The following is a 25504-nucleotide window of genomic DNA, read 5'->3' on the forward strand; positions in this document are numbered from 1 at the left end:
CGCCTCTCCAAATGCCCGGGTCACACGACCCGGGCGTTTTGTTTTATTGTGCGTTATTAACAGTAAATTAATTCATCTTTTCAATGGCTTGTGCGTGTAACAATCCGAAACGAACAGTGATTTGTCCTGGCACTTTCATGTGCGTATGTATGAGGCTGGGTAAGGGAAAACATTGACCTCGCCGGTTGTTGAAACCGGCTTGAAAAACTTGAACGGCGCTGAACATACGGCGCGGTTTTCAAAACAAGGCATATACGCATGACTATCGGACTGCTCGGATTTCAGACGACTATCGCAAATGCTGTTCAGCTCAAGGGCATTGGCGTGCATTCCGGCAATCCGGCTTCGATGACGTTCCAGCCCGCAGAAGCAGGAACGGGCATCGTGTTTCAGCGCCTTCATGAAAATGGCAGCGTAACCGAGTTGAAGGCGGTGTCTTCCAATGTCGGCAATACCGATCTGTGCACCGTGCTCGGCCGCTCGCTATCCCAGTCAGTGGCAACGGTCGAGCACGTCATGGCCGCCATCTACGCCATGGGCCTCGATAACCTCGTCGTTGAGGTCGACGGTCCGGAAGTGCCGATCATGGACGGCAGCTCTGCGCCATTTATCGATGCGATCGAATCGGCTGGCATCAAGAACCTTGGTGTGAAGCGCCGCTATATCCGCGTCATCAAGCCGGTGCGCATCGATTCGGGTGCGTCCTGGGCGGAGTTCCGCCCTTACGACGGCACGCGGTTCGAGGTCGATATCGATTTCGACACGCCGCTAATCGGCAAGCAGTCCTGGAAGGGCGACCTGACGGCGGATACGTTCAAGAACGAGCTTTCGCGCGCCCGCACCTTCGGCTTCATGCGTGACGTGGAGCGCCTGTGGGCTGCCGGTTACGCACTCGGCTCCTCGCTTGAAAACTCTGTTGTCATCTCCGATGACAACAGCGTCATCAACATGGAAGGCCTGCGTTATGCCAAGGACGAATTCGTTCGCCATAAGACGCTGGACGCCGTGGGCGACCTGGCACTTGCCGGTGCACAGTTCATCGGTTGCTATCGCTCCTATCGCGGCGGCCATAAGGTCAATGCCAACGCGCTGAAGGCTTTGCTGAGCGACCGCTCGGCCTATGAGATCGTGGAGGCTCCGGCCGCCCGCAACCAGGTACGTGCCCGCGAATTCGTTCCGGTCAACATGCCGGAATTTGCACCCTGGTCCGCTTGAGTTTGTTTGCAGGCTATTGATTGACAGGAAAAGCCGCTCCGTTTCGGGGCGGCTTTTTCACGATGAGGGGCGGGATGTTTTGTCATACCGCCTGATATTCATGCGATTGCATGGGCCGATGCCATAAAAATGCGTTAATGCATCATCATTGCGTTGCCCTGCAGATGCTTTTATGGCTAGAAACGCCAGTGCAAAGCCGATGCTTATGTATTTGCGCGGGAAGTGGGAACTGTCGAATGAAGCATGTAGGGTCTGGTGCAATGAAGGGTACGATGCGGGGGATCGCCGTTTCGTTGATGTTGGTCGGTGCGAGTGTTGCCGTCACGGCCTGCCAGTCCGATCCGGATATCGACATTACCAAGCTCGGCGTCGAGACCGATCCGCCAGACGTTCTGTACAAGCAGGGGCTTGCAAACATGAACGCCGGCAACATGACGGAAGCCTCGCGCAAGTTCGAGGCGATCGACAAGCAATATCCCTTCACCGAATGGGGCCAGAAGGCGCTTGTGATGCAGACCTTCATCGCCACGCGCACCAACAAGAACGACGTGGCCATCGCGTCCGGCAGCCGATTCCTGCGCCAGTATCCGCGCTCCAAGGATGCCGCTTACGTTCAGTACATGATCGGTCTTGCCTATTCTAAGCAGATTTCCGACGTGACGCAGGACCAGCGCGCCGCGCAGCGCACGGTCGAGGCGATGAGCAAGGTGGTCAACGACTACCCTGATTCGGAATATGTCGCCGACGCGCAGGCCAAGATCCGTTTCGCCCGCGACCAGCTCGCTGGCCGCGAAATGCAGGTCGGCCGTTATTACCTTGAGCGCAAGGAATATCTCGCCGCCGTTTCGCGTTTCCGTATCGTCGTCGAGCAATACCAGAACACCAACCAGATCGAGGAAGCGCTGGCCCGTCTGACGGAATCCTATTATGCGATGGGTCTTTCCGACGAGGCGCAGACTGCTGCCGCCGTTCTCGGCAACAACTATCCCGACAGCCAATGGTATGCGGATTCCTACAAGCTGCTGAAGGGCGGTGGGTTGGAGCCGCGTGAAAACAAGGGGTCCTGGATTTCGCGCGCCGGCAAGAAGCTTATCGGCGCCTGAGACAGGGCATAGGCCATGCTGGTCCAGCTCTCGATTCGTGACATCGTTCTGATTGAAAGGCTCGACCTCGGCTTTGAGGCGGGCCTTTCCGTGTTGACGGGTGAGACGGGCGCGGGCAAATCCATTCTGCTTGACAGCCTGTCGCTGGCCCTCGGCGGCCGCGGCGATGGCGGTCTGGTGCGCCACGGGGAAGAGAAGGGGCAGGTCACTGCCACTTTCGAAGTTCCGAACAGCCACCCCACACGGCATCTCCTGCGCGAAAACGGCCTCGATGACGATGGCGACCTGATTTTCCGCCGCGTGCAATCCGCAGACGGACGCACCAAGGCCTATATCAACGATCAGGCCATCAGCGTGCAGATGATGCGTCAGCTGGGGCAGCTATTGGTCGAAATTCACGGCCAGCACGACGACCGCGCCCTTGTCGATACCGATGCCCACCGCACGCTGCTGGATGCTTTTGCCGGGCTGAGCGAAGATGCCCGTGCCGTTCAGGGTTTCTACCGCACATGGAAGGACGCCGAGCGGGCATTGAAAACCCATCGTGCCAAGGTTGAGGCTGCTGCCCGAGAGGCGGACTATCTGCGTTCCTCCGTCGAGGAGCTTGAGGTGCTCTCGCCGCGCGACGGCGAGGAGGAGGAGCTTGCCGAACGTCGGGCGGTGATGCAGAAATCCGAACGTATTGCCGGTGATATCGCCGAAGCGAGCGAGTTCCTGAACGGCAACTCCTCGCCAGTGCCCATGATCGCATCCATGATGCGGCGCCTGGAACGCAAGAGCCACGAGGCGCCGGGATTGCTGGAAGACACCGTGCAATTGCTGGATGCCGCGCTCGACAGCCTTTCCAACGCGCAGATGGAAGTGGAGGCCGCACTTCGCCGCACCGAGTTCGATCCACGCGAGCTGGAGCGGGTGGAGGAACGGCTGTTTGCGCTACGCGCCGCCGGACGCAAATATAATGTCGCGGTGCCTGATCTGCCGGCGCTTGCGGAAAAAATGGTCGCGGATCTTGCCGACCTCGATGCGGGCGAAGAAAAGCTCGGCAAACTTGAAGCCAACCTCGGCGTTGTGAAAGCCGAGTTCGACCACGCGGCCAAATCGCTTTCCGAAAAACGCCACAATGCGGCGAACGCGCTTTCCGAAGCTGTCATGGCGGAGCTTCCGGCGCTCAAGCTGGAGCGGGCACGTTTTACCGTCGAAGTCAGCTCCGACCCGGAGCAAGCGACGGCTGACGGTATCGACATCGTGGAATTCCACGTTCAGACCAATCCTGGAACGCGGCCCGGCCCGATCATGAAAGTCGCTTCTGGCGGCGAATTGTCCCGTTTCCTGCTGGCGCTTAAAGTCGCGCTGGCTGATCGTGGTTCGGCACCGACACTGGTGTTCGACGAAATCGACACGGGCGTTGGCGGCGCTGTGGCAGATGCCATTGGCCAGAGGCTGCGTCGTCTGTCGAAAACCGTGCAGGTTCTGTCCGTCACCCACGCGCCCCAGGTGGCCGCGCGGGCGGCCACACATCTTCTCATTTCCAAAGGCCCCTCCGGCGACGGCACCGAGCGCATCGCCACGCGTGTCGCTACCATGGAGCCGAAACATCGCACCGAAGAAATCGCCCGCATGCTTGCCGGTGCCTCGGTGACAGATGAGGCGAGGGCTGCTGCCGCCCGCCTGCTTGCCGCCAAGGATTAACGGCTGACGGCCACCGCCACGCCGGAGCCGATCATGACGCCGCCCGCCGCCCGGTTCACCCTGCGGACGATTCTTGGCTCACGCAGCAGCTTTCTTGCCCGCACAGCCAGAACCACATGAGCGCCGATCACAACCCCCTCCACCACGACGATGACGGATGCCAGCGCCAGAAGGTGATCGACCGTCAGCGAGGCGCCGACAACGTTCGGTAGCAACGCCACGTAAAAGAGCGGCATTTTCGGATTTCCGAGATTGAGCGCGGTTCCCGTGGCGAATATCGAAAGAAGGCTATGGCGGCCATTCATGGGTTGCAGATCGGGAACCACAGGTTCCGCTGTCCAGAGTTTGAAGCCCATCCAGATGAGATAGGCCGCGCCGCCATAGCGCAGCACCGCCATCACCGTTCCCATTTCGGCGGCGAGGATCGACAGGCCGAAGGCTGCAAGCGTGAGGAATATCAATATTCCTGCAACGGTTCCGGCCCCATAGGCGAGGCCGGAGGCGGCACCATGGGTGATGGTGCGGGCGACGATCGTCATATTGTCCGGGCCGGGGCTGGCCGCGAACACGAAGAAGGCTGCTGCAAAGGCAATGAGGGTGGTGAGTTCCATGGGGGCTCCGGCTTCCGTTTCATCCGGATGCTCAGAATAGCGGATTCCCGCCTGTTGAAAAGCGAGGATGGTTTTGCGTTTGCCAATAATTCGCTAAAAGCATTGCAGATTCATCCGTGAGGCTTCTTCCATGTCGAAAGACCAGATTCCCGTCGAAAACCTGACCGAGCTTGAGGCCTCTTCCGAGCTGGCATTTCTGGCAGCCGAGCTTTCCCGCCACGATGCGCTTTATCATGGCAAGGACGCGCCGGAAATTTCGGACGCGGACTACGATGCGCTGAAGCGGCGCAACGATGCCATAGAGGCGGCTTTCCCGGCGCTGGTGCGGGCCGACAGCCCTTCGAAGAAAGTCGGCTTCACGCCGCTTCCCACCTTCGCGCCCATCGTGCATGCGCGGCCGATGCTGTCACTCGACAATACGTTTTCCGAAGGTGATCTGCGCGATTTCGTCAGTTCGGTTTACCGCTTCCTCGGGCACCTGCCGGATGATTCTATTGCCTTTACCGCCGAACCGAAGATCGACGGACTTTCCATGTCCATCCGCTACGAGAACGGCAAGCTGAAGACGGCGGCAACACGTGGCGACGGCACGACGGGCGAGAACGTCACCGCCAATATCAAGACCATCAAGGAAATTCCGAACGAGCTGCCTGCCGATGTACCCGATGTGGTGGAGGTGCGCGGCGAGGTCTATATGGCCAAGAGCGACTTCATGGCGCTCAATGCCCAGATGGAGGCCGATGGCAAGCAGACCTATGTGAACCCGCGCAACACGGCCTCCGGTTCGCTGCGCCAGCTTGACGCCAAGGTGACGGCGAAACGCAAGCTGCGGTTCTTTGCCTATGCTCTTGGCGAGGTCTCCAATGGCGGCCAGCCGACGCGGATTGCCGACACGCAATATGGTATCGTCGAGAAATTCCGGGAATGGGGTTTCCCGGTCAATCCGCTGATGAAGCGATTCACCTCTGCCGAACAATTGCTTGAACATTATAATGAAATCGGCGTCGCGCGACCCGATCTCGATTATGATATCGACGGCGTGGTCTACAAGGTCGACCGGCTTGACCTTCAGGAACGGCTGGGTTTCCGTTCGCGCAGCCCGCGCTGGGCCACCGCACACAAGTTTCCGGCCGAACAGGCCTTCACCACGGTCGAGAACATTGAAATCCAGGTAGGGCGCACCGGCGCGCTGACACCGGTTGCGCGTCTCACCCCGATTACGGTCGGCGGCGTCGTCGTCACCAATGCGACGCTACACAATGCCGATTACATCGAGGGTATCGGCAATAGCGGCGAGCGCATTCGGCCCGAGGATCATGATATCCGCATTGGCGATACCGTCGTCGTGCAGCGTGCAGGCGATGTCATTCCGCAGGTGCTGGATGTGCTTCTGGAGAAGCGCCCGGCTGAGGCGGTGAAATATGCGTTTCCGGAGAAATGTCCTGTGTGCGGCAGCCATGCGGTGCGGGAGCGCAATGAAAAGACCGGTAAGCTCGATTCGGTCACGCGCTGCACCGGCGGTTTCGTCTGCCGGGCGCAGGCGGTCGAGCATCTGAAACATTTCGTCTCACGCAATGCTTTCGATATCGAGGGGTTGGGTACCAAGCAGATCGATTTCTTTTTCGAAAGCGAGGATCCGGCCCTCTCCATCAAGACCGCGCCTGATATTTTCACGCTGAAGGCGCGGCAGGAGGCATCGCATCTTACGAAACTCGAAAACATAGATGGTTTCGGCAAGGTCAGCGTCAAGAAACTGTTCGATGCCATCGATGCCCGCCGCGAGATCGATCTGCATCGGCTTATCTTCGCTCTCGGCATTCGTCATGTCGGTGAAACCACGGCGAAGCTTCTGGCGCGTTCCTATGGCACCTATGAGCATTTCGAGGAAGCCATGAAGGCGGCAGCCGACCCGGCGAGCGATGCCTGGGCCGAACTCAACAGTATCGATGGCATCGGCGAGGTCGTGGCGCGCGCCATCATCGAATTCTACAAGGAACCGCGCAATCTCGATGTCATCGACCGGCTGATACGGGAGCTGCGGCCGAAGGAGGCCGAGAAGCCCTCGACCGAAGGCAGCCCGGTAGCGGGCAAGACGGTGGTCTTTACAGGGTCTCTGGAAAAATTCACGCGCGACGAGGCCAAGGCCCGTGCGGAAAGTCTGGGCGCCAAGGTGGCCGGTTCCGTATCGAAGAAGACGGATATTCTGGTGGCCGGGCCGGGGGCAGGTTCCAAGCTTGCCAAGGCGGCGGAGCTGGGCGTTCAGACCATGGACGAGGACGAGTGGCTGGCGCTGATCGGTGGCTGAAGCACCGTCATCGCCTCGTTGTTTTGCGCCGCTATGGGTCTCATCCTGAAACGGGGGACGGGACATGGATGACCGCATCGTCATCTCTAGGCAGCAGGTTCGAGCGCTGATCGCAAGCCAGTTTCCGCAATGGGCAGGGCTTGATGTCAGGCCGGTGGAACTGAGCGGCTGGGATAATCGCAGCTTCCGCCTTGGTGATGATATGCTCGTTCGCCTGCCGAGCGCTGGCCGCTATGTGGCACAGGTGGAGAAGGAGCATCGCTGGCTGCCGAAGCTTGCGCCTCTTTTGCCTCTTCCGATCCCAAAGCCATTGGCGATTGGTGAGCCGGGACAAGATTATCCGTTTCCATGGTCCGTTTATGGCTGGCTTGATGGCGAGCCTCTCGCCCGGCATCTTGGGCATACAAATCTCGCAACAATAGCCGTCGACGTAGCAGCGTTTTTGAAATCCCTGCAGGGCATCGATGCGACGGATGGTCCGCTTGCGGGCGAGCACAATTTCCACCGCGGTGGGTCGCTTGCAGTCTATGACGGCGAGGCGAGGGCGGCGGCGTTGCGCCTTGCCGATGAGGTCGATCAGAGGCTGGCCACGGAAATATGGCAGCTTGCTCTTTCGAGCAACTGGCAGGGCCAGGGCGTTTGGGTGCATGGCGATATTGCCGAAGGCAATCTGCTTGTAAGAGATGGCCGCGTCTCAGCCGTCATAGACTTCGGCAGTTCCGGCGTCGGAGACCCGTCTTCCGATCTCATTCTGGCATGGAACGTGCTCGACGCCGAAAGCCGGAACGTCTTTCGCCTGGCGATGGATCTCGACAATGCCACATGGCAGCGCGGGCGCGGCTGGGCGCTGTGGAAGGCGTTGATCATGCTTAAGGCTCAACGTGGACGTGATGAGAAACTGGCCGAATGGTCACGTCGGACCATTCGGGAAGTGATTGCCGATCATTTGTCCGCCTGAAACATCAGCGCAGACGTGCCATGACGTAGGCGTCGACATATTTGCCGTCGCGAAAGGCGTCGTTGCGCAAGGTGCCCTCGCGTTCGAAACCGAGTTTCTCATAGAGCCGGAGGGCGGCGAGATTGTCGGTGAAGACATTCAGTTCGATGCGACGGATATCATGCCAGTTATCGGCCGCGTCGATGAGTGCCGTCAGAAGCCTTGAACCGACGCCCTTTCCGGCGAAATCGTCGTGAACGGACATCGCAAGATCGGCGACATGGTACTGTCTGCCCGCTCTGCGATATAATCCGGCGTTACCAACGAGTTTTCCGTGCCACTCCGCGACGATGACGATGTCGGTAGGGGCTCGGTTTTCTATCGATTTTCTCGTCTTTTCGATCGTCTGGAAAGGTTGCCGAAGGGTGCCGTGCCGGACGCCGGGAAGGTTGAGCATTTCGGTCAAGGCTTCGACGTCTTCAAGCCGGGTCGCGCGCAGGACAACGTCCTTCAGATCAAATGGCTTGTTTGTAATATCCGCTGGTTTCATGTTCATGCCTGTCTCCTTGTGGCGCGTTCGGAGCAGGCGTGACACCCCTGCTCTTATCGGCAGGGGTGGATGTTGATCGCTCAGTGCGCGGACATGCCTTTCCCTGCCGGTTGACCGGTCATCGTCATATGGCGGGTGGTCGTCGTTTTGATAGCGATCATGATGGCGAGAATGCTTTTACGAACTGTCACTGTCAAGCGGGTGCCTTGCGCAGGAAATCTCTTAGTTTTGCCGGCAGCCTGCCGTCAATCGCGGCAAGGCCGGCGGCAATCATCGCCATTCCAGCGAAGTGCTTGATTTCCAGCTGTTCTCCGAGAATGAGCGAACCGAGAAGGATGGCGCTGACGGGAATGAGGAAGGTGACGAGCGCGAGATTGGTGGCGCCGGCAGTTGCAAGGATGCGAAAGAAGATGAGATAGGCCAGGGCCGTGGACAAGAGCGCGATACCGATGAGTGCGCCCCAGGTGCCGAGGCTCGGCATGGCAAGCGTCCAAGGCTTGTCAATGAGGAGCGCGGCGGGGATCAGCATCAGTGTCGAAGACGATATCTGGCCGGTGGCGGTCATCAGTGGCGGCACGCCCATGGCCTTGAAGCGGCGGCCGAATATGCCCGCGAAAGAATAGGAGATAGCTGCGCCGAGAATGGCAATCTGGCCCCAGAGGCCGGAGATCGCACCGCCAAAGGCTGCCGGGCCGATCATCGTCGCCACGCCGGCAAAACCGATGAGAACACCCGCCAGCTTGTTGCCGGTCATCTTCTCGTCGGCTGTGAGGAAATGGGCGACGATGACGGTAAAGAGCGGCGTCGTCGCATTGAGGATCGAGGCCAACCCGCTGGCAATATGGGTCTGGCCCCAGACGATCAGGCAGAAGGGAATGATGTTGTTGAGCAGGCCCATGCCGAAAAAGGCGCGCCATACGGCCCATTGCCGTGGCAGATGAAGGCCCATGATGCGGCAGACGATCAGCAGTGCCGTGGCAGCGAGGCTGACGCGCAGCGTGACGATGGTGACGGGCGGCAGTTCCTTGACGGCAATGCCGATGAAAAAGAACGATCCGCCCCACAGCAGCGAGAGCGCCACAAGCATCCCCCATTCGCTGGCATCCATCTGTTTTTGTATTGCCACCTTCGTATCTCCCACCGCTGGAAAATTGAAATAGTCACAGAGAACGCCACGTTCAGCCACCCGATATCGGTTGAGTTTATCTCAATCAGTCGTCTGGCAATCTTGGTTCCGTCCGCGCCCGTTGCATCTATTTACTCCTCATATTATGCTGTTTTCAAACGATAGTTTCTCGTCGGATAATTGAGCTCAGCTAAACCATGGTTGCAGAACTCCCTTCCTTGAAAGGATTGCAGGCCTTTGAGGCTGCGGCGCGCTACCGCAGTGTCACGCTTGCCTCCAACGAGTTGAACGTCACCCCCGGCGCGGTCAGTCTGCAAATCCGGGAGCTGGAAGCCCGCCTTGGCGTGCAGCTGTTTGTCCGCAAGCCGCGCAGCATCCAGCTGACGCGTGAGGGCGAGCGGTATTACGGTTCCCTTCGCACCGCATTCCGGATGATGCGCGAGGCGACGGCGGAACTGACGGCGCGATCAGAGATTACGGTCTTGACGTTAAGCTGCACGCCAACTTTTGCGGTGCAATGGCTGATGCCGAGATTGCCCGGCTTTCAGCAACAACATCCGCAAGTGGATGTTCGTATCAGTGTGACGAACCGGCTGGTGGATTTCTCAAGGGACGATGTCGATCTGGCCGTGCGTCACGGTTTTGGTCGCTATGAAGGGCTGGAAAGCATCCGATTCATAGACGACAGCACCTTGCCGGTCTGCTCGCCACAACTTTTTGAAAAATATGGCCCGCTTCGGGTGGCCGGTGATCTGAAATGCGTGCCGCTTCTGCACGATGAAAACCGCAACGAGTGGCGGCGCTGGCTGGAAACGGCGGGCGCTACAGAGGTCGATGCTTCCGGGGGCACCGTGTTCATCGACAGCAACGGCGCGCTGGACGCGGCCAAGGCCGGGCATGGTGTTGCGCTGACGCGGCGATCGCTTGTTTCCCGCGAACTTGCCGAGGGAGCGCTGATAGCTCCCTTCGGCACGGACATTGCCAGCACGCTTGCCTATTTCCTGGTTTATCCACGGCGCATGCTTGATAATCCCGATCTTGTGAGGCTGCTTGACTGGATGCTTGCGGAAGCGGGGTCTACCGAAGCCGGTTCTCTTTGACGCCAATCCGGTCTATGCCGGAATGAAACAACGGGAATCACTCTTGAAAACCATCGCCATTGATTTCGAGACCGCCAATGAGGAACGGGGTAGCGCCTGCTCCATCGGGCTTGCGTGGATAGAAGACGGTGAGATCGTTCGCGTCGAGGAACGGCTCATCCGGCCGAAGGACATGCGGTTCTCGCCCTTCAATATTGCCGTGCACGGTATTCGCCCTGCCGATGTAGAGGATGCGCCGGAATTCCCTGATGTGATGGAGGAATTCATCGACGATTTCCACGGCGCCACGATGATTGCCCACAATGCCGCCTTTGATTTCAGCGTCATGCGGGCTTCCTTCGATAAATACCGGCAGTCCTATCCTGATCTTTCCTATCTGTGCAGCGTCAAGATTGCCCGCCATGTCTGGCCGCAGCTGGCGTCGCACAAGCTGAATGTGATTGCCAATCACCTTCAGTTGCGTTTCGTGCACCATAACGCCGCCGAAGATGCTGTCGTCTGCGCTGCGGCATCGATTGCGGCGGCCAGGGCGTTGCGCGTTGACCATATCCGCGACCTGCCGGAAAAGATCGGCATGGTTGCCGGCCGTCTCACTTCCACGGGCTATCAGCCTTGCAGCATGAAAAAACGTGTTGTCTCGCGGGTTGCGTAACCGTTCCCGGCACTTATGTTTGAAGTAGCATAACGGAGAACATGCGATGACGATGAAAACGCTCTCGGGTTTATTTGCAGGCTTTCTGGTGTTGTTTCCGGTGACGGTTGCGCATTCGGAGGTCGTCGGTAAGGTCGGTGTCGATTGGATCGGCAACGATATCGTCATCGAGGCTATTGCCGATCCCAAGATCAAGGGCGTGACCTGCCATGTCACTTATTTCGATCGTGGCGTCATCGACCGGCTGAAGAATGGCAATTGGTTTGAGGACCCTTCCAACAACGCCATTTCGTGCAGCCAGACGGGTCCGGTCGAAATCGGTGATATCGATCTGTCGAAGGGCGGCGAAGAGGTGTTCCGGCAGGGCATGTCGCTGGTGTGGAAGAAGCTGGTCGTCAGTCGCGTTTACGACAAGGCGAATGACACGCTGATCTATCTGGTCCATGCGCGCGAGCTGAAGGATGGCTCGGCCAAGATGGCGATTTCGACGGTGCCTCTCTATAACCAGCAGGTGACGTGGGAAAAGGGCAAGCCTTGAGGCTTTGCCCTTGGTGCTGCTGACACCATAATTCACCCGCGACGTCATCCTCGGGCCTGTCCCGAGGATACAATCACGTATCGTAAAATCGATAGGTTTTAGATGCTCGGAACAGGCCCGAGCATGACTGAGGAGAGGTTTCCGACCCTGCCGTGCCCCTCAGGGCAAGCTGTGGAACCTGCGCGTTATATTATCAAAACCTCACCGGCTCTATTAAGCCGCTTCGCGCGCCAGCTCGTCGGCAATCACGGTGTCGAGGTTGAGGAAGCACACCATGCTCTTTTCCAGCGCCACGATGCCGCGGCAGAAGTTGCGCTGTTCTTCGGGAATGATGTCGGGCGCGGGCTGCAGGTCTTCCGAGCGGATGGTCATCATGTCGGAGACCTGTTCCACGAGAAGTCCGACCAGCTTGCCGCCGATATCGGTGACGATGATGGCGGAGCGCTCGGAGGGTTCGGTCATTTTCATGCCAAGGCGGCCTGCCATGTCGATGACGGGGATGACGGCGCCGCGCAGGTTGATGAGGCCGAGAACATAAGGCGGCGTGTGCGGCATCGGGGTAACCGGTGCCCAGCCGCGGATTTCGCGGATCGCCATGATGTCGATGCAGAATTCCTGACCGCCGAGATGGAAGGAAACGATTTCGAGATATGCGCCGGATTGCTTGATGGCGTTGGACATGACGGCAGGTTTCCTCTGGCGGCTCTTAGGCAGGCCCATGCATGATTGAGCTTTATGCGGTGGCCGGAATAGACCGGGAGACATCATGTCGGAACTTAAAAACCGCTATGGCCATATTGCACAGCAAGATTTTAAACTTTCCCTAACAATTGGCGGTGCCGCGCTCGCAAAACCCAGTATTTTGGCGGTTTTCGTGCCGGTGCAAACAGGTTATAACAGACGCATGAACGCAATCGTTGCCAATCCGCTGAAGTTTATTCTTGCAAGCCTTGCGGTAGCGGCCTCGCTTGCCGTCGTGCTTCTTGCCTTCGATGGCTGGGTGCGACACGGCACGGATATTTTCCTCTCCGCCGTGCAAAGCGGCATCGCCTGGTGTCTGTAATCTGCCGTCCCGTCCCGGCTTTGTGACAAATCAGCGCGGTTTACGCAAATACGCCCAGTTGATTTGCCGTCGCCACCGCTGTTCGTTATCAGACGATGGAGGCCCACGTCATGCGGCCGGCCTTCGGGGGTAGGATTAGGACAATGAGAAATATTCGCATCGTATTGTGGGCCGTGGTGGTCGTTCTTGTCGGTGTCGTCAGCTGGTTGACGCTCGAAATGACGAAGACCCGTGAGGAAATGGTGAAAACGGCCTATGGCGTGCCGTTCGAACTCACGGCGCAGAACGGTCAGCCGATCACCGAAAAGGCGTTTCAGGGCAAGCCCACAGCGCTCTTTTTCGGTTTCACCCATTGCCCGGAAGTCTGCCCAACGACGTTGTTCGAGCTGAACGGCTGGATGGAGAAGGTAGACCCGGCCGGCGACAAGCTGCAGGCCTATTTCGTATCCGTAGACCCCGAGCGCGATACGCCTGAGCTCATGCAGCAATATGTCTCCAACGTCTCGAAACGGATCACCGGCATCACCGGTCCGGCCGACAAGATTGCCGAAACGCTGAAAGGCTATCGCATCTATGCCAAGAAGGTGCCGGTCGATGACAAGGATCCGAATGGTGACTACACCATGGATCATACGGCTTCCGTCATCCTGCTTGACGCCAATGGTCGTTTTTCCGGCACCATCGCCTATGGCGAGAACCCCGATGTTGCCGAGCAGAAGCTCCAGAATCTGCTGAAGGGGTGAACGAGACGGCATAATTGTGCCTGGCTTATTGGACTGGCGGAGGTTTTGTGGCAAATGCAAGCCTTAAGAACCTTAGCTAGAGAAAGCAGCCTGCCGTGAGCGAAATCCGACTTTACGTCACCACGACCGAAATCAAGGCCGGTGAAATCCTCGATCTCATGTCGGACTATTTCGGCGAGGAGGATGTCGCGATCGCCACCACCGAGGTGGATGAGAAACGCGACATCTGGGAAGCTTCGGTTTACCTGATGGCCGAGCAGGAAGACGAATTCCGCGAGCGCATCGGCACCTTGCTGGCTCCCGCCTTTCCCGGCCTCGCCATCGAAAAGGAGATCGTTCCCGACATCGACTGGATCGCCAAGTCGCTCGAGGGGCTGAAACCGGTACGGGCAGGGCGCTTCATCGTTCACGGCGCGCATGATCGCGATAAGATCAAGCCCAACGATCTGGCCATCGAGATCGAGGCCGGTCAGGCTTTCGGCACCGGCCATCATGGCACGACAGCGGGCTGCCTTGAGATGATCGAGGATGTTCTGCGGGCGCGGACCGTGCGCAATGCGCTCGATCTCGGCACCGGCAGCGGTGTATTGGCAATTGCCGTGCGCAAGATGCGCCATATTCCGGTACTCGCAACGGACATTGATCCCATCGCGGTGCGCGTGGCCAGAGAGAATGTGCGGCTGAACGGCATCGTCTCCGGGCTGGCGCTTGAAACCGCTCCGGGTTTCCACTCCGACGCTTTCCGCAAATACGGCCCGTTCGATCTCATCATCGCCAATATTCTGGCGCGGCCGCTCATCAAGATGGCGCCGCAGCTTGTCACGCATCTGGCGCCCGGCGGCACCGTCATCCTGTCGGGAATTCTCGCATCGCAGCGCTGGAAGGTGCTTGCGGCCTACAATGGCGCGCGGCTCTCCCACGTCCGCACCATCTGGCGCAATGGCTGGGTCACGCTGCATCTGCGCAAGGACTGACGCTTTAGCAGCATCCGTTTCCGGACAAAGAAAAGGCGGCGCTTTCGCGCCGCCTGAAAACCCGCGAGCATATTGGAGGAGAATCGCTCAAGCGGGTCGACGTATTCCTGTTCCTGCGCGGTGGAGGGAGGATCGCCGCGCCCGAAGTGATCAGAATACGTAGCTGGACTTTGCGGTGCGGCGAAGTTCGGCGCGGTTCATGCCGAGCGCTTCGAGCGACTTGTCGTCGAGGTTAAGCAGGGCCGCGTTGACATGACGGCTGACCTGACGCTCGCGTGCTTCAATGACGCGATCGAAAGCGGTGCGTAGGAAAGATTTTGCCATTGCTTCAAATCCTTGTTTGCCAGGAGAGTGTGTCTCTCGCTGTGTTGGCTTGAAGATAAGCGATGTGTTTTTGTTTGGTTAGGGGTCTTGCTTCAATGTAGGTATGCGTTTTTCACATGTCGTCGGCTTTTCAATATTACTTATTTAGGGAAAATTGCTCAATTTAGCGGCGTCTTTTCTCGGCCTTTGGGGTAAATGGCAGCGCGCGCGCCTGTCGTAATGGTTGATGGCACATATGGCTTGAAACCGGGTTTGTCGGCATGGCATTGTCGTTGCGCGCCAATGATTTGACGGCGTTACCGACCGCTTTCCTCATGACAGTTCCCGAAAGATGCCCATGTTCCAGACCTTCGAAAACAAATCCGCGCCGCAATTCGGCAAGGCCCGCGTCGAGGCGCTGCGTGCCAGTTTCGACGCCCTTGGTATCGATGGTTTCCTGGTGCCGCGTGCCGATGAATATCAGGGCGAATATGTACCTGAATCATCTGAGCGTCTGTCATGGCTGACCGGATTTACCGGCTCTGCGGGCATTGCGCTGGTAACGCGCGCAGAGGCGGTGGTGTTTGTCGATGGTCGCTATACCACGCAGTTGAAGTCGCAGGTCGATCAATCGGTGTTCAGCGGTGGTGATTTGGTCGGTGCCCCGCCTTCCGTCTGGTTGTCGGAGCACGGGGCTGCGGGCTTTCGGCTCGGGATCGATCCGTGGCTGCATACCGGCGCTGAATTGAAGCGGTTGGAAAAGGCGCTTGCGGGGAAGGGCGGTTCCGTCGTCCTGCTCGAAAACAACCCACTCGATGCGCTGTGGCACGACCGCCCGTCAGAACCGCTGGAGCCTGTCGTCATTCAGCCGGAAGCCTTCACCGGCAAGCTGGCGAAGGAAAAGATCGCCTCGCTGGCAGAGACGGTGTCGGCAAAGGGAGCCGATGCACTGCTGGTGACAGATCCGTCTTCCATTGCCTGGATTTTCAATATTCGCGGCAACGATGTGCCGCACACGCCGCATCCGCTTGCCCGCGCCATCATCTATGCGGATGGCAAGGCTGATATTTTTCTCGACAAACGCAAGACCGGTATCGAGGCCGAGGCCTATCTGGCACAGCTGGCGACGCAATTGCCGCCATCGAATATCGCCGATCGTCTGCACGCCATTGCCAGCGCCAAGGGCCGCGTCATGGTGGACGCCGATCTGACGCCTGTGGCGCTGACAGGGGCGATTACGGCGGCGGGTGGCACCTTGATCGAGGAGGCCGATCCCGTCCGCTTGCCGCGCGCGTGCAAGAACGCGGCGGAGCTTGCCGGCTCGGCAGCGGCACATGTGCAGGACGGCGCGGCTATGGTTGAATATCTGTGCTGGTTGGATCGTCAGCAACCGGGCAGCGTTACCGAAATTGCGGCCGTGAAGGCGCTGGAGGCTGCGCGCGCCAAGGTGGGGCAGTCTCTCCAGAATCCTCTGAAGGACGTGTCTTTCGATACGATTTCGGGCGCGGGCGAACATGCCGCCATCATCCATTATCGCGTCACCACCGATACGGACCGGACACTTGGCGATGGTGAGATGTTCCTCGTAGATTCCGGCGCGCAATATGTCAACGGCACCACTGACATCACCCGCACCGTGGCAATCGGCAATGTCCCGGAAGATCAGCGGCGTTTCTTCACGCTGGTGCTGAAGGGCGTGATCGCCATCAGCGACGCACGGTTTCCCAAGGGAACGCGCGGTTGCGATCTCGATCCCCTGGCACGTATCGCGCTGTGGAAGGCCGGTGCGGATTATGCTCATGGCACCGGCCACGGCGTCGGCTCCTATCTTTCGGTGCATGAGGGGCCGCAGCGTATTTCTCGGCTTTCGACGCAGGAACTTCTGCCGGGCATGATTCTGTCGAATGAGCCCGGTTATTACCGCCCCGGCGCTTTTGGCATCCGCATCGAAAACCTGATCTATGTGCGCGAGGCGGCGGAAGTCGCGGGCGGCGATCAGCCGATGTTGTCCTTCGAGACCCTGACCTGGTGCCCTATCGATCGCAGGCTGGTCGTCACGGCACTTTTGACCGACGACGAACTGGACTGGCTGAATGCCTATCACGCCGGCGTTCTGGAAAAGCTCTCGCCTTTGATCGCGGATGAAGAGGTGAAGGTGTGGCTTGTTGCGGCCACGCAGCCTCTGGAGCGGAGCGCTTAAAGGAGAGAAAAGTGCCTGATGGCGACGACGATGGCCCAGCCAATGGCCAGCATCGTCAGGCCGGGGAAACGCAGGCAGACCAGAAGAGCGGCCACCATGGCGATCTTCACCTCGTATCCGCCTTCAAAAAAGGCGGGTGCGACAAGGGTCGTCAAAACCGCTACGGGAACGGCGTTCAATCCCGCCTCCATGCGCGGCGGGATGGATTTCATCCGCGTCATCAGAACATAACCGCCGATGCGGGTAAGATAGGTGGCGACGGTGGCGAGCGCGATCAGGATCAGCGTGTCGGCGTGCAGCAGATCGCTCATGGCGTTTCCACCTTGCTTTCAGAATTGGCCTCGCCGGTTGGTTTCGGCGGATAGACGACTGCAACGAGAATGCCGGCAAGCGCGCCGAGGCTGACATGCCAGGGCGAGCCGACGATGTGATAGGCAACGGTTGCGCCAAGAGCGCTTGCCAGCATCACCGGGTAAAAATTCTCCCGCTGGCGGAAGCTCAAAACCATGCCCATGAAATAGATCGGCAACAGCACATCAAGGCCGATGGCTTTCGGGTCGCCGACGAGATTGCCGAGCGATGCGCCGACAATGGTCATCACCAGCCACAGAATATAGATCGGCGTGGCGAAGCCCATGTACCAGGCAAAACCGACCACGCCGGTGTTTTCGTATTTCCTGACCGACTCGGCGAATTGTGGATCCACCAGCACGAAGAACCCCATGGCCTTTTGCAGGAAAGTCCAGTTGGTGATCATTCTGGCAATGGCGGCCGAATAGAGAATATGGCGAAAATTGACGGCAAAGACCGATAGAACGATCAGCCAGGGGGCTACTTTCTGGCCGAATAATTCGATGCCGACCAGCTGGCTGGCACCGGCATAGACGGTGCCGCTCATGATCGTCGCTTCGGCGACGCTCAGCCCGTTATCGACCGCGACCGCGCCGAACAGCGCGCCGAAGGGAGCGGCGGAAAGGGCGATCGGAAAGCCGCTTTTGAGGCCTTCGCGGAAATCTGCATTGGACATTGTTCAGGAACTCCTTGCCCGCCGCTCTATCGCCGTCCCGGCCGGCTGGCAAACAAATTGCATGAATGGATCGATTGATTCCCTTGAAGCTTCCGTTACGGTAACGCCGATACGCGACGTCGGACGGAAGGCCTCACCCGGTTTTTGCTCCCGCCCAAACGATTGAATAATGGAGGATCAATGCTGGAGAAGCAGGACAGGGCAGTGCTGGCCGCGCGTGTTCGGGAGTATCTGGCCCGGGAGACCGAAACCGAGATCGGCTTGCTTCAGGCGGAAATCTTCGTCGACTTTCTGGCCGAAGAAGTCGGATATGTCTTTTACAATCAGGGGCTCAAGGATGCGCATGCCGCGATCCTGCGGCGCCTGGAGGATGCGGCAGGCGATATCGACGTGCTGGAGAAGCCGAGGCTGCGATGACCGGCCCTCAGTCGCGCAAAATGTCGCGGCTTTTGAGGATGGTGGCGCCTTTTTCCCGCATGGCCGCAATCGACGCCTGTATACCTTGGGGATCGATGCCGCGGCTGGCATCCTCGATGAAACGGACCTTGACGCCAGGCAGCATGTCGAGGGCATCGAGCACCGAGAAACTGACGCAATAATCGGTGGCGAGCCCGCATATGTCGAGCTGGGTTACGCCTTGGCGCGTCAGATAATCGGCAAGACCTGTCGTTGCCCCCTGATCGTTGTCGCGAAAGGCGGAATAGCTGTCGACGGCGGGATTTTCGCCTTTCTGCTGGATATAGTCGAAAGCCTCCGTCTTGAGGTCGGGATGGAATTCCGCATCCGGCGTGCCCTGCACGCAATGGTCCGGCCACATCATCTGCGGTTTGCCGGAGAGTTCACCCATATCGAACGGCTTCTTGCCGACATGCTGCGAGGCAAAGCTGCCGTGATTTTCCGGGTGCCAATCCTGCGAGGCGACGATCAGATCGTAACCGCCATTGTCGATCAGGGCATTGGCGACGGGCACGATCCGGTCGCCATCGGCGACAGCCAGATTGCCGCCCGGACAAAAGCCGTTCTGGATATCGATGAGCAGCAGCGCCTTCATGATTTGCCTCCCTTATTTCCGGCAGGATGCCAAGCCGGCAGCAGCGGATCAAGTGCCCTTACCAGCTTTGTATGTGCTTGACGGCTGATGGCATAGATTTGCTCCGTCGCAGTCCTGCCGCATTTACAGCAAATTTCCGGCAAAGTCGGAATTTACCTGACGATGCGGCGACATAAACTTTAAAGGCCGATGACGCCCTGCGGGGCATTTTCCGGGAAAAGGCGATGCAGATGCATGCCCAGCCCGCGCAAGTCATTGTTTTGCCTTCGCCCGATAATGCGCAGACCTTAACGAATTATTTTTGCAGGGACTCGTAAACACTTTGGTTACCATAATTCGTCATGCTTCGAACCAGTCAGTTCCGAAATCGGCCGGGTGTCCACCCGCTGTTCGGATGCCCCAAAATCCCTCCGGCTTTGCCCGGGTGTGCGTGAACGGTTCGAGTAACGAGTATCATGGCGTATTCTGCTGCGGCTTATAATGGCGCCGGTCTTGCCGGTTCGTCTTGCCTCAAGAGAGGCAAATCCTTTTCTCTTGGCCGAATGTCCGCTCTGCTTGGCGGTGGTGCCTTCGCCGGTCTGTTCGCCTTCGCTGCCTTCGCCTCGCTTCACACGATGGCGGCCGCATCGCATGGTGTCGGGCAATTTGAGAAGACGCTGGTGGCGAGGCTGGAGTCTGGCGAGGCTGCGATTTCCGGCGCAGCCGCACGCGATATTCACGTCCGCAAATTTTCCCGTCTGAGCGACCACAGCCATGGCCCGCAGAAGGCGGTTCGCCTTGCCGGCATCATGCCCGAAATCGGCGAGAAGGAGTTCCGCGAGCGTTTTGGCGCGGCTGCGAACGCGAAGGGGCAGGCGACAGTCAAGGAACTTGCAGCGCTGCGGCCCTCCGCCATCGTCGATTCGGCGCTTGGACGCACCACAGAGGTCGCCTATCAGAGCGCCGCATCGCAACATCCGGCATTTGAAGTGGCATTAGGGCGCCCGCAGATCGAGGAAGAGGCGAGCAGCCTGCTTCCGGACGACGTCCCTTTGCCAAGCTTCCGGCCCGAGGTTGCGGCTGCCGAAACGGTGGAGCCATCACCCCGCCCTGCCGTTCTAGCGAAGACCGATGAACACCCGGCAGCCGTTGCTTCCGCACCTGCTTTCGATGCGCCGGTGCCTGCGCGTGCACCCCAGCAGCCGCGGCAGGGCACGGCCGGCATGCTCGCCTTTGCAAAACCTGATAATCCGGTGCGCGAGCCGAGCAAGATGGATGCGGTTCCGTGGCCGGATCGCGGCAACGGCACGGCGATCTACGATATTTCCTCCGGCCTGGTTCATATGCCGAACGGCGAAAAGCTCGAGGCACATTCGGGCATCGGCAAGATGCGCGACAACCCCGACTATGTTCATGTGAGAATGCGCGGCTCGACGCCGCCCTCCAGCTATCGTCTGACGATGCGCGAGGCGCGGTTCCATGGCGTCGAAGCAATCCGTCTGACGCCGGAAAATGGCGTCAATCCGCATGGCCGCGACGGTCTTCTCGCCCACACCTACATGCTGGCGAAACGTGGTGAATCGAATGGCTGCGTTGTGTTCCGGGATTACTCCCGGTTCCTTGCGGCCTTCAAACGTGGCGAAGTCAAACGCATGGTCGTGGTGCCGAAGCTGAATGGTGGTCGCCCAACGCTCGCAAGCAGCGGTGGCAAGAGTGGCGGCAAGACCCTGCTCAGCATGTTCTCACGCGATAACGATACCTGATTTACGCTTCCGCGGACGTAAAACCGCTGCACATTTTTACCGGAGAAATGCCCTAGCGGCCGCGACGCTGGGTCAGCACCATGCCGGCGAGAATCAGCAGAATGCCGAGTGCGCTTGCCCAGAGTTTCGGCGGCTGATCGCTGAAAAAGTCGAGCACGACGCTTGAGACCATCTGGCCGCTGATGACGAGAAGTGCGGTATTGACTGCGCCGATGCGGGGGATGAGCCAGCTTCCCGAAGCGATGAAGACAACACCGATGGGGCCACCGATAAAGGCAAGCCACGGCGCGTCGGCCGCGCCCGGCGGAATGAGGCCGCCGACGATGAGGCCGATGACGGTCAATACCCCGAAACCGACGATATGGTTCCAGAACGAGGCGATCAGCGGTGAGTTCGACAGGCTGAGGCGACCGTTGACCTGACGGCTCAGCGCCACGAAGACGCCGCCGGTAAACGCCATGGCTATCCAGACGATCATGCCGTTCTCCCGACAAGGATAATAAGTGCGCTGCCACAGAGAATCAGTGCCACCGCCGCCATGTCACGCAAATCCGGCCGCCGTTTGGGCAGGCCAAACAGGCCGAAGAAATCGGCCAGAAGGCTGAAGATCACCTGTCCGCCCAACCCGAGCGCGATGGTGCCGGAGAGGGCAAGCGGCGAATTGACGGCGGTGGAGGTGAGGATGACGATGGCCGCACCAATCACCCCACCGCAATAGGCCCAGAGCGGCGCCTTCGGTTTATTCAGCGCACCCGCCTCCGTCTTCGGGCGCATGATCGCGAGATAGATCAGCGCCGCCACCGTGCCGGTGCCGTGTGCAGTCCAGGAGGAGAAAAGTGCGTTACCGTAGTGCGCAAGCTGGCCGTTGAAATGCACCATCAATGTCAGAAGACAACCGCTTGCGAAGGCGGCGGCAAGGTGCAACGGGTTCAGGCGGGGATGGGTCGTTTCTGTCATGGCCAGCCAAAATATGATTATTCAGCGAAGCGTTACAACATCGGCACCTGAATCGAAATCGATTTGTCAGTTGTTTCCAGAAACATGTGCAACCAGCGCACCCCACTCTCTTACTTAGCGCAGTCGGTCATAACATCCGCGAAAAAATCGGCGATCAGCGTGGATACGCCCTTCGGGTTTTCCCAATGCGGATTGTGGCCATGCCCATCGAGCGTAACGGTTTGAGCCTCGGGAAAGGCGGCGGCCAATTTTCGACGATGCGACGCGCCGAAAAGGGGGTCTTCGAAACCGGCGAGGCACAGTACCGGTTTTTTTATTCTGGACGCGCTGTGATGCAGGTTTGTATCCGCAAAGCGCTCAACGACGCCATGCCAGACGGCGGCCGGCATGTTGGCGGCATCCTGTTTCATTTTCGACAAAAAATCATCGTCGACTGGCTGACTGCACGAATACCAGCCGCGCAGAAAGCCGCTATTGGGTCCGATCGGGTCCCGAAGTGCGAGAATATCTCTGGTCAACTGGCTTTCCGCGCCAAAATCCGGCTCAAGCGTTGCCGAGATGAGGGCAAGAGCCCGGATCGTGTCGCCTCGCCGGGCGGCAAGTTCGATAGTGGTCATCGCACCCATGGAGTGGCCGAGCAGAAACAGCCGTGAAATACCCAGGAGCGTTAGAAACCGATCGACCGTTTCGGCGAAATCAGCGACATGCAGGCTCTGTCCCGCCGAGGAAACACCGTGTCCGGGCAGGTCAGGAACGATGAGCCTGTATTCGCTGAAAAAAGGCTCCAGCATGGAGAAGCTGCGGCTGGTGTCCGAAAAACCATGCAGCATCAGCAGGACTGGGCCCGGACCGCCGGTGTCGATGAAAGCCAGCTGGCGACCGCGGGGCAATTCTACATATTGCTTCCGCTTCTCCCAATCATCCTGCAATATTGCTGTCACAGGCCGATCCCCGCCTTTACGGCAGTGAGACCATCCTGCCCGTCGAACGTCGATACGCCCTTCAGCCAGGCGTCCAGTCGTTGCGGCTCATCCTTGATCGCCTGCCTTGCCGCGTCTTCCGGGGACATTCCACCGTTCATGATATGGTCCATGCCCTTGTTCTCATACTCCACGTCGAATGCGAGATTATCGAGCAGCTTCGCCACATTCGGGCATTCCTGTAGGTAGCCTTTGCGTACCTGCGTATCGACTGTTGCAGCGCCGAAGTCGGGCCCGTAAAATTTATCGCCACCCGTCAGGTACTTGATGTCGAATTTGCTGTTCATCGGGTGCGGCGCCCACCCCTGGAAAACAATGAAGGACTTGTTGCGGGCGAAACGGGTTACCTGCGAAAGCATGCCCTGTTCGCTGGATTCGACCACTTCCCAATTGTGCAGTCCCAGTGCCGGATCGTTGACGGCATCCAGCATCAACTGGTTGGAGCCCGGTTCGATGCCGTAGAGCTTGCTGTCGAACTTGTCCGCGAATTTTTGCAGGTCGGAGAAATCCCTGACGCCGGCATCCCAAACATAGGTCGGAACCGCGAAAGTGTATTTGGCGCCTACAAGATTGGTTCGGACTTTTTCGACCGATCCGTCTTCCTTGTAGGGCTTGTAGTAGTTCACCATTGCCGGGTTCCAATAGCCCAGAAAGACGTCGAGATCCTTGCTCTTCAGGCTCGTGTAGATGACGTCGATCCCGAGAAGCTGGCTTTGCGGCTCATATCCCAGTGATTTCAACAGCGACATGGCGATGCCGGTAGTGAAAGCGAGATCGTTCCAGCCGGGTTCAGCCAGTCGCACAACCTTGCAAGTTTCAGCATCCGATGCGAGCGCGGAAGTGCCGACGGTCGTCAAAACCATCGCGGCCGAAAAAACACCTGCCCATTTTTTCATTGTTCCACCTTTTTGTCTATTGGGTCATTAGATTGACCGGTGGGACAATAATTGATCTTTACGGAAAATTTGTCAATATTGCTCACGCAAGGAGACAAAGATGCGACTGACCAAGATAAGTGATATTCGCCGGGCGGAGCTGAGGCGGGCTGCATTCGAAGTTCTTCAGCGTGAGGGAATGGCGGGTGCCACGCTTGAAAGGGTGGCGGCGCAGGCAGGCGCCTCAAAAGGCATCGTGCTGCATTATTTCGCCAACAAGCAGGAACTGTTCGAGCACGCGATGCGCGAAGCCAATGTGAAGCTGAAGGAGGCCGTGGTGGCGCGCCTCAATCGGGCGGTCAGTCCGCGTGAACGGCTCGATGCGATTATCGAGGCGAATTTCGACGAGAGCTTCTTTCAGCCCTCGATCTGCCACGCCTGGCTGTCGCTTTGCGCCGAGGTTCCGCGTGAGCCGCAGCTCGCCAGGATTCAGAAGGTGATCCATGCGCGGATGCGCTCCAATCTTTTGTCGGCTTTGGTGCATCTCGTGCCGAGGCAAGACTGCGCAACTGTCGCGCTTGGAATCACTTCGCTTATCGACGGCCTCTGGTTGCGCTCAGGATTGCAGTCCGGTGGTTTGACGCGCGAGGAGGCAATGGAGCAGATGCGGGATTACCTGTCTCACAGGTTACCGCACGCAAAAGCTGGCAATCCGTAGGGAACCAGTACGCGCGCTTCGCATTATTCCACCATGAAGAAAACGACACGCAAACCCTTGAACCGGATGACGATTTTCGTCATTTCGATTTTCACTCTCGCAGCTGTGATCGCCGCGGTCTATCTGGTTGGGTTCACGCCCGGCGAAGTGTAGGTCAGCGCAGTCAATTGCCGGTGGGAACGGTCTTGCCCTTGCCGCGCTCCAGCGCAACGGTCAGCTTGGCAACGCCAAAGCGGAGGCTGCGCATGAGGAAACGGCTGGTTTCCAGAAAAGTGCGGTAGGGCAGCACTGTGAAGTAGCGCCAGCGGGGCAGACGGTATATCCGCAGATTGTTCTGGATCTGGCTTTCCCCGTCCGCATCCTGCGTGGCGCAGAGTGGGTAAATGAAGGCTGCCTTCAGGCCAGCGAGGTATTCCAGGTCGAAGGCAATATCGTAGGCAAGCCGCATGGGGATCAGCTTCGAGATCCATTTGCCGGCGCGGCGGTTGACGAGATATGCGCCCGAACCCTTTTCCCGCGTCAACGCAATTGCGAGTGAGCGTCCGCCAACGAGCTTGCGGAACGGAAACTTGCGACCGTTGCTGACCGTGGTCAGCCGAAGCAAATCCCAGTCGCTCCCGTTCACTATCGCCTCGTCGATCGCTTCCAGGAAATCCTTTTCGAAGATGACATCGTCTTCAAGAATGAGCGCGATGTCGGCATCGCTGCCCATGAACCTGTTTGCACAGGCGACATGGCTGAGATAGCAGCCGATTTCCGGCGGCGAGGTGCGGCGGCCATGCATGAGCATGTAGGAAAGCTCGCTGAATTCCGGGATAGGATAATTCAGTTCGCGGCCATTGACGCCCTGGACCCGCTCTGCCTTCAGCCCGATGGCGTCGAGGCGTGCGTTCATGTCCTCGAGGCGCTTGGTGGCGCTGTCCATATTGATCAGGAAAACGGCAAGCTTGCGCCCGCTTTTCGGTAAAATATGCAAAGCAGTCCTCGCCCGGTTTCTGCACCCTGTTGCAACTCCTTTATTGCAACGGCGTGACGGGGGCTATGG

At 58.7% G+C, this 25504-nt stretch carries 28 protein-coding genes; 15 read left to right on the forward strand and 13 right to left on the reverse strand.

What is annotated here, in order from left to right; genetic code table 11:
* The first annotated feature begins 258 nt into the window (after positions 1-258).
* The 3 genes from lpxC to recN all read left to right on the forward strand — a co-directional run bounded on the left by lpxC (position 259) and on the right by recN (position 4007).
* The gene (lpxC, locus tag F617_RS0110690) at positions 259-1215 is read left to right on the forward strand and encodes a UDP-3-O-acyl-N-acetylglucosamine deacetylase (protein WP_003513204.1); all 957 of its coding nucleotides are present in this window, start codon (positions 259-261) and stop codon (positions 1213-1215) included.
* A gap of 236 nt (positions 1216-1451) precedes the next feature.
* Entirely contained in the window at positions 1452-2318 is an 867-nt protein-coding gene (locus F617_RS0110695) for an outer membrane protein assembly factor BamD (RefSeq protein WP_003513201.1), read from the forward strand.
* A 15-nt stretch (positions 2319-2333) separates the two neighbouring features.
* Complete coding sequence (gene recN / locus F617_RS0110700; protein ID WP_019565288.1) at positions 2334-4007, forward strand: DNA repair protein RecN; 1674 nt, start codon at positions 2334-2336, stop codon at positions 4005-4007.
* Here the strand turns inward: recN and F617_RS0110705 are convergent.
* Complete coding sequence (locus F617_RS0110705; protein WP_003513197.1) at positions 4004-4618, reverse strand: LysE family translocator; 615 nt, start codon at positions 4616-4618, stop codon at positions 4004-4006. The two genes, recN and F617_RS0110705, sit on opposite strands and share 4 nt — an antisense overlap.
* A 130-nt stretch (positions 4619-4748) precedes the next feature.
* Between F617_RS0110705 and ligA the strand changes: the two genes are divergently transcribed.
* Entirely contained in the window at positions 4749-6923 is a 2175-nt protein-coding gene (gene ligA / locus F617_RS0110710; RefSeq protein ID WP_019565289.1) for an NAD-dependent DNA ligase LigA, read from the forward strand.
* A 64-nt stretch (positions 6924-6987) separates the two neighbouring features.
* Positions 6988-7881: an aminoglycoside phosphotransferase family protein gene (locus tag F617_RS0110715; protein WP_019565290.1), complete on the forward strand. Its 894-nt coding sequence runs from the start codon at positions 6988-6990 to the stop codon at positions 7879-7881.
* A gap of 4 nt (positions 7882-7885) precedes the next feature.
* On the opposite strand, the gene F617_RS0110720 is transcribed toward F617_RS0110715, so the two are convergent.
* Both F617_RS0110720 and F617_RS0110725 read right to left on the reverse strand, forming a co-directional pair.
* A complete protein-coding gene (locus F617_RS0110720; RefSeq protein ID WP_019565291.1) occupies positions 7886-8416 on the reverse strand; it encodes a GNAT family N-acetyltransferase in 531 nt (176 codons plus the stop codon).
* Between the two features lie 187 nt (positions 8417-8603).
* Positions 8604-9536: a DMT family transporter gene (locus F617_RS0110725; RefSeq protein ID WP_025594031.1), complete on the reverse strand. Its 933-nt coding sequence runs from the start codon at positions 9534-9536 to the stop codon at positions 8604-8606.
* Positions 9537-9733: 197 nt separating this feature from the next.
* On the opposite strand from F617_RS0110725, the gene gcvA reads away from it, so the two are divergent.
* From gcvA to F617_RS0110740, 3 genes are read left to right on the forward strand one after another with little or no spacing between them, the layout of a single operon-like run.
* A complete protein-coding gene (gene gcvA, locus F617_RS0110730; protein WP_003513188.1) occupies positions 9734-10636 on the forward strand; it encodes a transcriptional regulator GcvA in 903 nt (300 codons plus the stop codon).
* Between the two features lie 43 nt (positions 10637-10679).
* Positions 10680-11288 (forward strand): 3'-5' exonuclease, encoded by a 609-nt coding sequence (locus F617_RS0110735; protein ID WP_019565293.1) that lies wholly within the window; start codon positions 10680-10682, stop codon positions 11286-11288.
* A 46-nt stretch (positions 11289-11334) separates the two neighbouring features.
* Positions 11335-11826, forward strand: coding sequence for a CreA family protein (locus F617_RS0110740; protein WP_003513184.1), 492 nt, complete (start codon positions 11335-11337; stop codon positions 11824-11826).
* A 213-nt stretch (positions 11827-12039) separates the two neighbouring features.
* Here the strand turns inward: F617_RS0110740 and F617_RS0110745 are convergent, their stop codons facing one another.
* Complete coding sequence (locus F617_RS0110745; RefSeq protein WP_003513183.1) at positions 12040-12507, reverse strand: chemotaxis protein CheW; 468 nt, start codon at positions 12505-12507, stop codon at positions 12040-12042.
* An 85-nt stretch (positions 12508-12592) separates the two neighbouring features.
* Between F617_RS0110745 and F617_RS26965 the strand changes: the two genes are divergently transcribed.
* From F617_RS26965 to F617_RS0110760, 3 genes are all read left to right on the forward strand, one after another.
* The gene (locus tag F617_RS26965) at positions 12593-12889 is read left to right on the forward strand and encodes a hypothetical protein (protein WP_019565294.1); all 297 of its coding nucleotides are present in this window, start codon (positions 12593-12595) and stop codon (positions 12887-12889) included.
* A gap of 143 nt (positions 12890-13032) precedes the next feature.
* Entirely contained in the window at positions 13033-13632 is a 600-nt protein-coding gene (sco, locus tag F617_RS0110755; protein ID WP_026330781.1) for a cytochrome oxidase assembly protein Sco, read from the forward strand.
* 95 nt (positions 13633-13727) lie between these two features.
* Positions 13728-14606, forward strand: coding sequence for a 50S ribosomal protein L11 methyltransferase (locus tag F617_RS0110760; protein ID WP_019565296.1), 879 nt, complete (start codon positions 13728-13730; stop codon positions 14604-14606).
* Between the two features lie 150 nt (positions 14607-14756).
* On the opposite strand, the gene F617_RS28685 is transcribed toward F617_RS0110760, so the two are convergent.
* Entirely contained in the window at positions 14757-14930 is a 174-nt protein-coding gene (locus F617_RS28685; protein WP_003513176.1) for a hypothetical protein, read from the reverse strand.
* A 337-nt stretch (positions 14931-15267) separates the two neighbouring features.
* Here F617_RS28685 and F617_RS0110770 point away from each other — a divergent pair, with 337 nt between their 5' ends.
* Positions 15268-17109 carry an aminopeptidase P family protein gene (locus F617_RS0110770; RefSeq protein WP_019565297.1) on the forward strand — a complete coding sequence of 614 codons (1842 nt, stop codon included), beginning with the start codon at positions 15268-15270 and terminating at the stop codon, positions 17107-17109.
* Here the strand turns inward: F617_RS0110770 and F617_RS0110775 are convergent.
* Complete coding sequence (locus tag F617_RS0110775; RefSeq protein WP_019565298.1) at positions 17106-17420, reverse strand: AzlD family protein; 315 nt, start codon at positions 17418-17420, stop codon at positions 17106-17108. The genes F617_RS0110770 and F617_RS0110775 overlap by 4 nt on opposite strands.
* Positions 17417-18136, reverse strand: a complete 720-nt coding sequence (locus F617_RS0110780; protein ID WP_019565299.1) for an AzlC family ABC transporter permease — start codon at positions 18134-18136, stop codon at positions 17417-17419. Before F617_RS0110780 ends, F617_RS0110775 begins: the two co-directional genes overlap by 4 nt.
* A 180-nt stretch (positions 18137-18316) precedes the next feature.
* Between F617_RS0110780 and F617_RS0110785 the strand changes: the two genes are divergently transcribed.
* Positions 18317-18553, forward strand: coding sequence for a DUF2164 domain-containing protein (locus F617_RS0110785; protein WP_003513169.1), 237 nt, complete (start codon positions 18317-18319; stop codon positions 18551-18553).
* Between the two features lie 7 nt (positions 18554-18560).
* Here F617_RS0110785 and pncA read toward each other — a convergent pair whose 3' ends face one another.
* Positions 18561-19187 carry a bifunctional nicotinamidase/pyrazinamidase gene (gene pncA, locus F617_RS0110790; protein WP_013636493.1) on the reverse strand — a complete coding sequence of 209 codons (627 nt, stop codon included), beginning with the start codon at positions 19185-19187 and terminating at the stop codon, positions 18561-18563.
* Positions 19188-19642: 455 nt separating this feature from the next.
* On the opposite strand from pncA, the gene F617_RS0110795 reads away from it, so the two are divergent.
* On the forward strand, positions 19643-20929 hold the full coding sequence (locus tag F617_RS0110795) for a DUF2778 domain-containing protein (protein WP_026330782.1): 1287 nt from the start codon (positions 19643-19645) through the stop codon (positions 20927-20929).
* Positions 20930-20981: 52 nt separating this feature from the next.
* Here F617_RS0110795 and F617_RS0110800 read toward each other — a convergent pair whose 3' ends face one another.
* The 4 genes from F617_RS0110800 to F617_RS0110815 form a co-directional block, all read right to left on the reverse strand.
* Positions 20982-21407 (reverse strand): DMT family transporter, encoded by a 426-nt coding sequence (locus tag F617_RS0110800; protein ID WP_003513163.1) that lies wholly within the window; start codon positions 21405-21407, stop codon positions 20982-20984.
* Positions 21404-21886, reverse strand: a complete 483-nt coding sequence (locus F617_RS0110805; protein WP_019565301.1) for a DMT family transporter — start codon at positions 21884-21886, stop codon at positions 21404-21406. Before F617_RS0110805 ends, F617_RS0110800 begins: the two co-directional genes overlap by 4 nt.
* 110 nt (positions 21887-21996) lie before the next feature.
* Positions 21997-22827, reverse strand: a complete 831-nt coding sequence (locus tag F617_RS0110810; RefSeq protein WP_026330783.1) for an alpha/beta fold hydrolase — start codon at positions 22825-22827, stop codon at positions 21997-21999.
* On the reverse strand, positions 22824-23762 hold the full coding sequence (locus F617_RS0110815; protein WP_019565303.1) for a choline ABC transporter substrate-binding protein: 939 nt from the start codon (positions 23760-23762) through the stop codon (positions 22824-22826). The genes F617_RS0110810 and F617_RS0110815 overlap by 4 nt, the downstream gene beginning before the upstream one ends.
* Positions 23763-23862: 100 nt before the next feature.
* On the opposite strand from F617_RS0110815, the gene betI reads away from it, so the two are divergent.
* On the forward strand, positions 23863-24459 hold the full coding sequence (gene betI, locus F617_RS0110820) for a transcriptional regulator BetI (protein ID WP_019565304.1): 597 nt from the start codon (positions 23863-23865) through the stop codon (positions 24457-24459).
* A gap of 163 nt (positions 24460-24622) precedes the next feature.
* Here the strand turns inward: betI and F617_RS0110830 are convergent, their stop codons facing one another.
* Entirely contained in the window at positions 24623-25435 is an 813-nt protein-coding gene (locus F617_RS0110830) for a glycosyltransferase family 25 protein (RefSeq protein WP_019565305.1), read from the reverse strand.
* Positions 25436-25504: the final 69 nt, after the last annotated feature.

The sequence above is a fragment of the Agrobacterium sp. 10MFCol1.1 genome (assembly GCF_000381165.1).
GTDB classification, from domain to species: domain Bacteria; phylum Pseudomonadota; class Alphaproteobacteria; order Rhizobiales; family Rhizobiaceae; genus Agrobacterium; species Agrobacterium tumefaciens.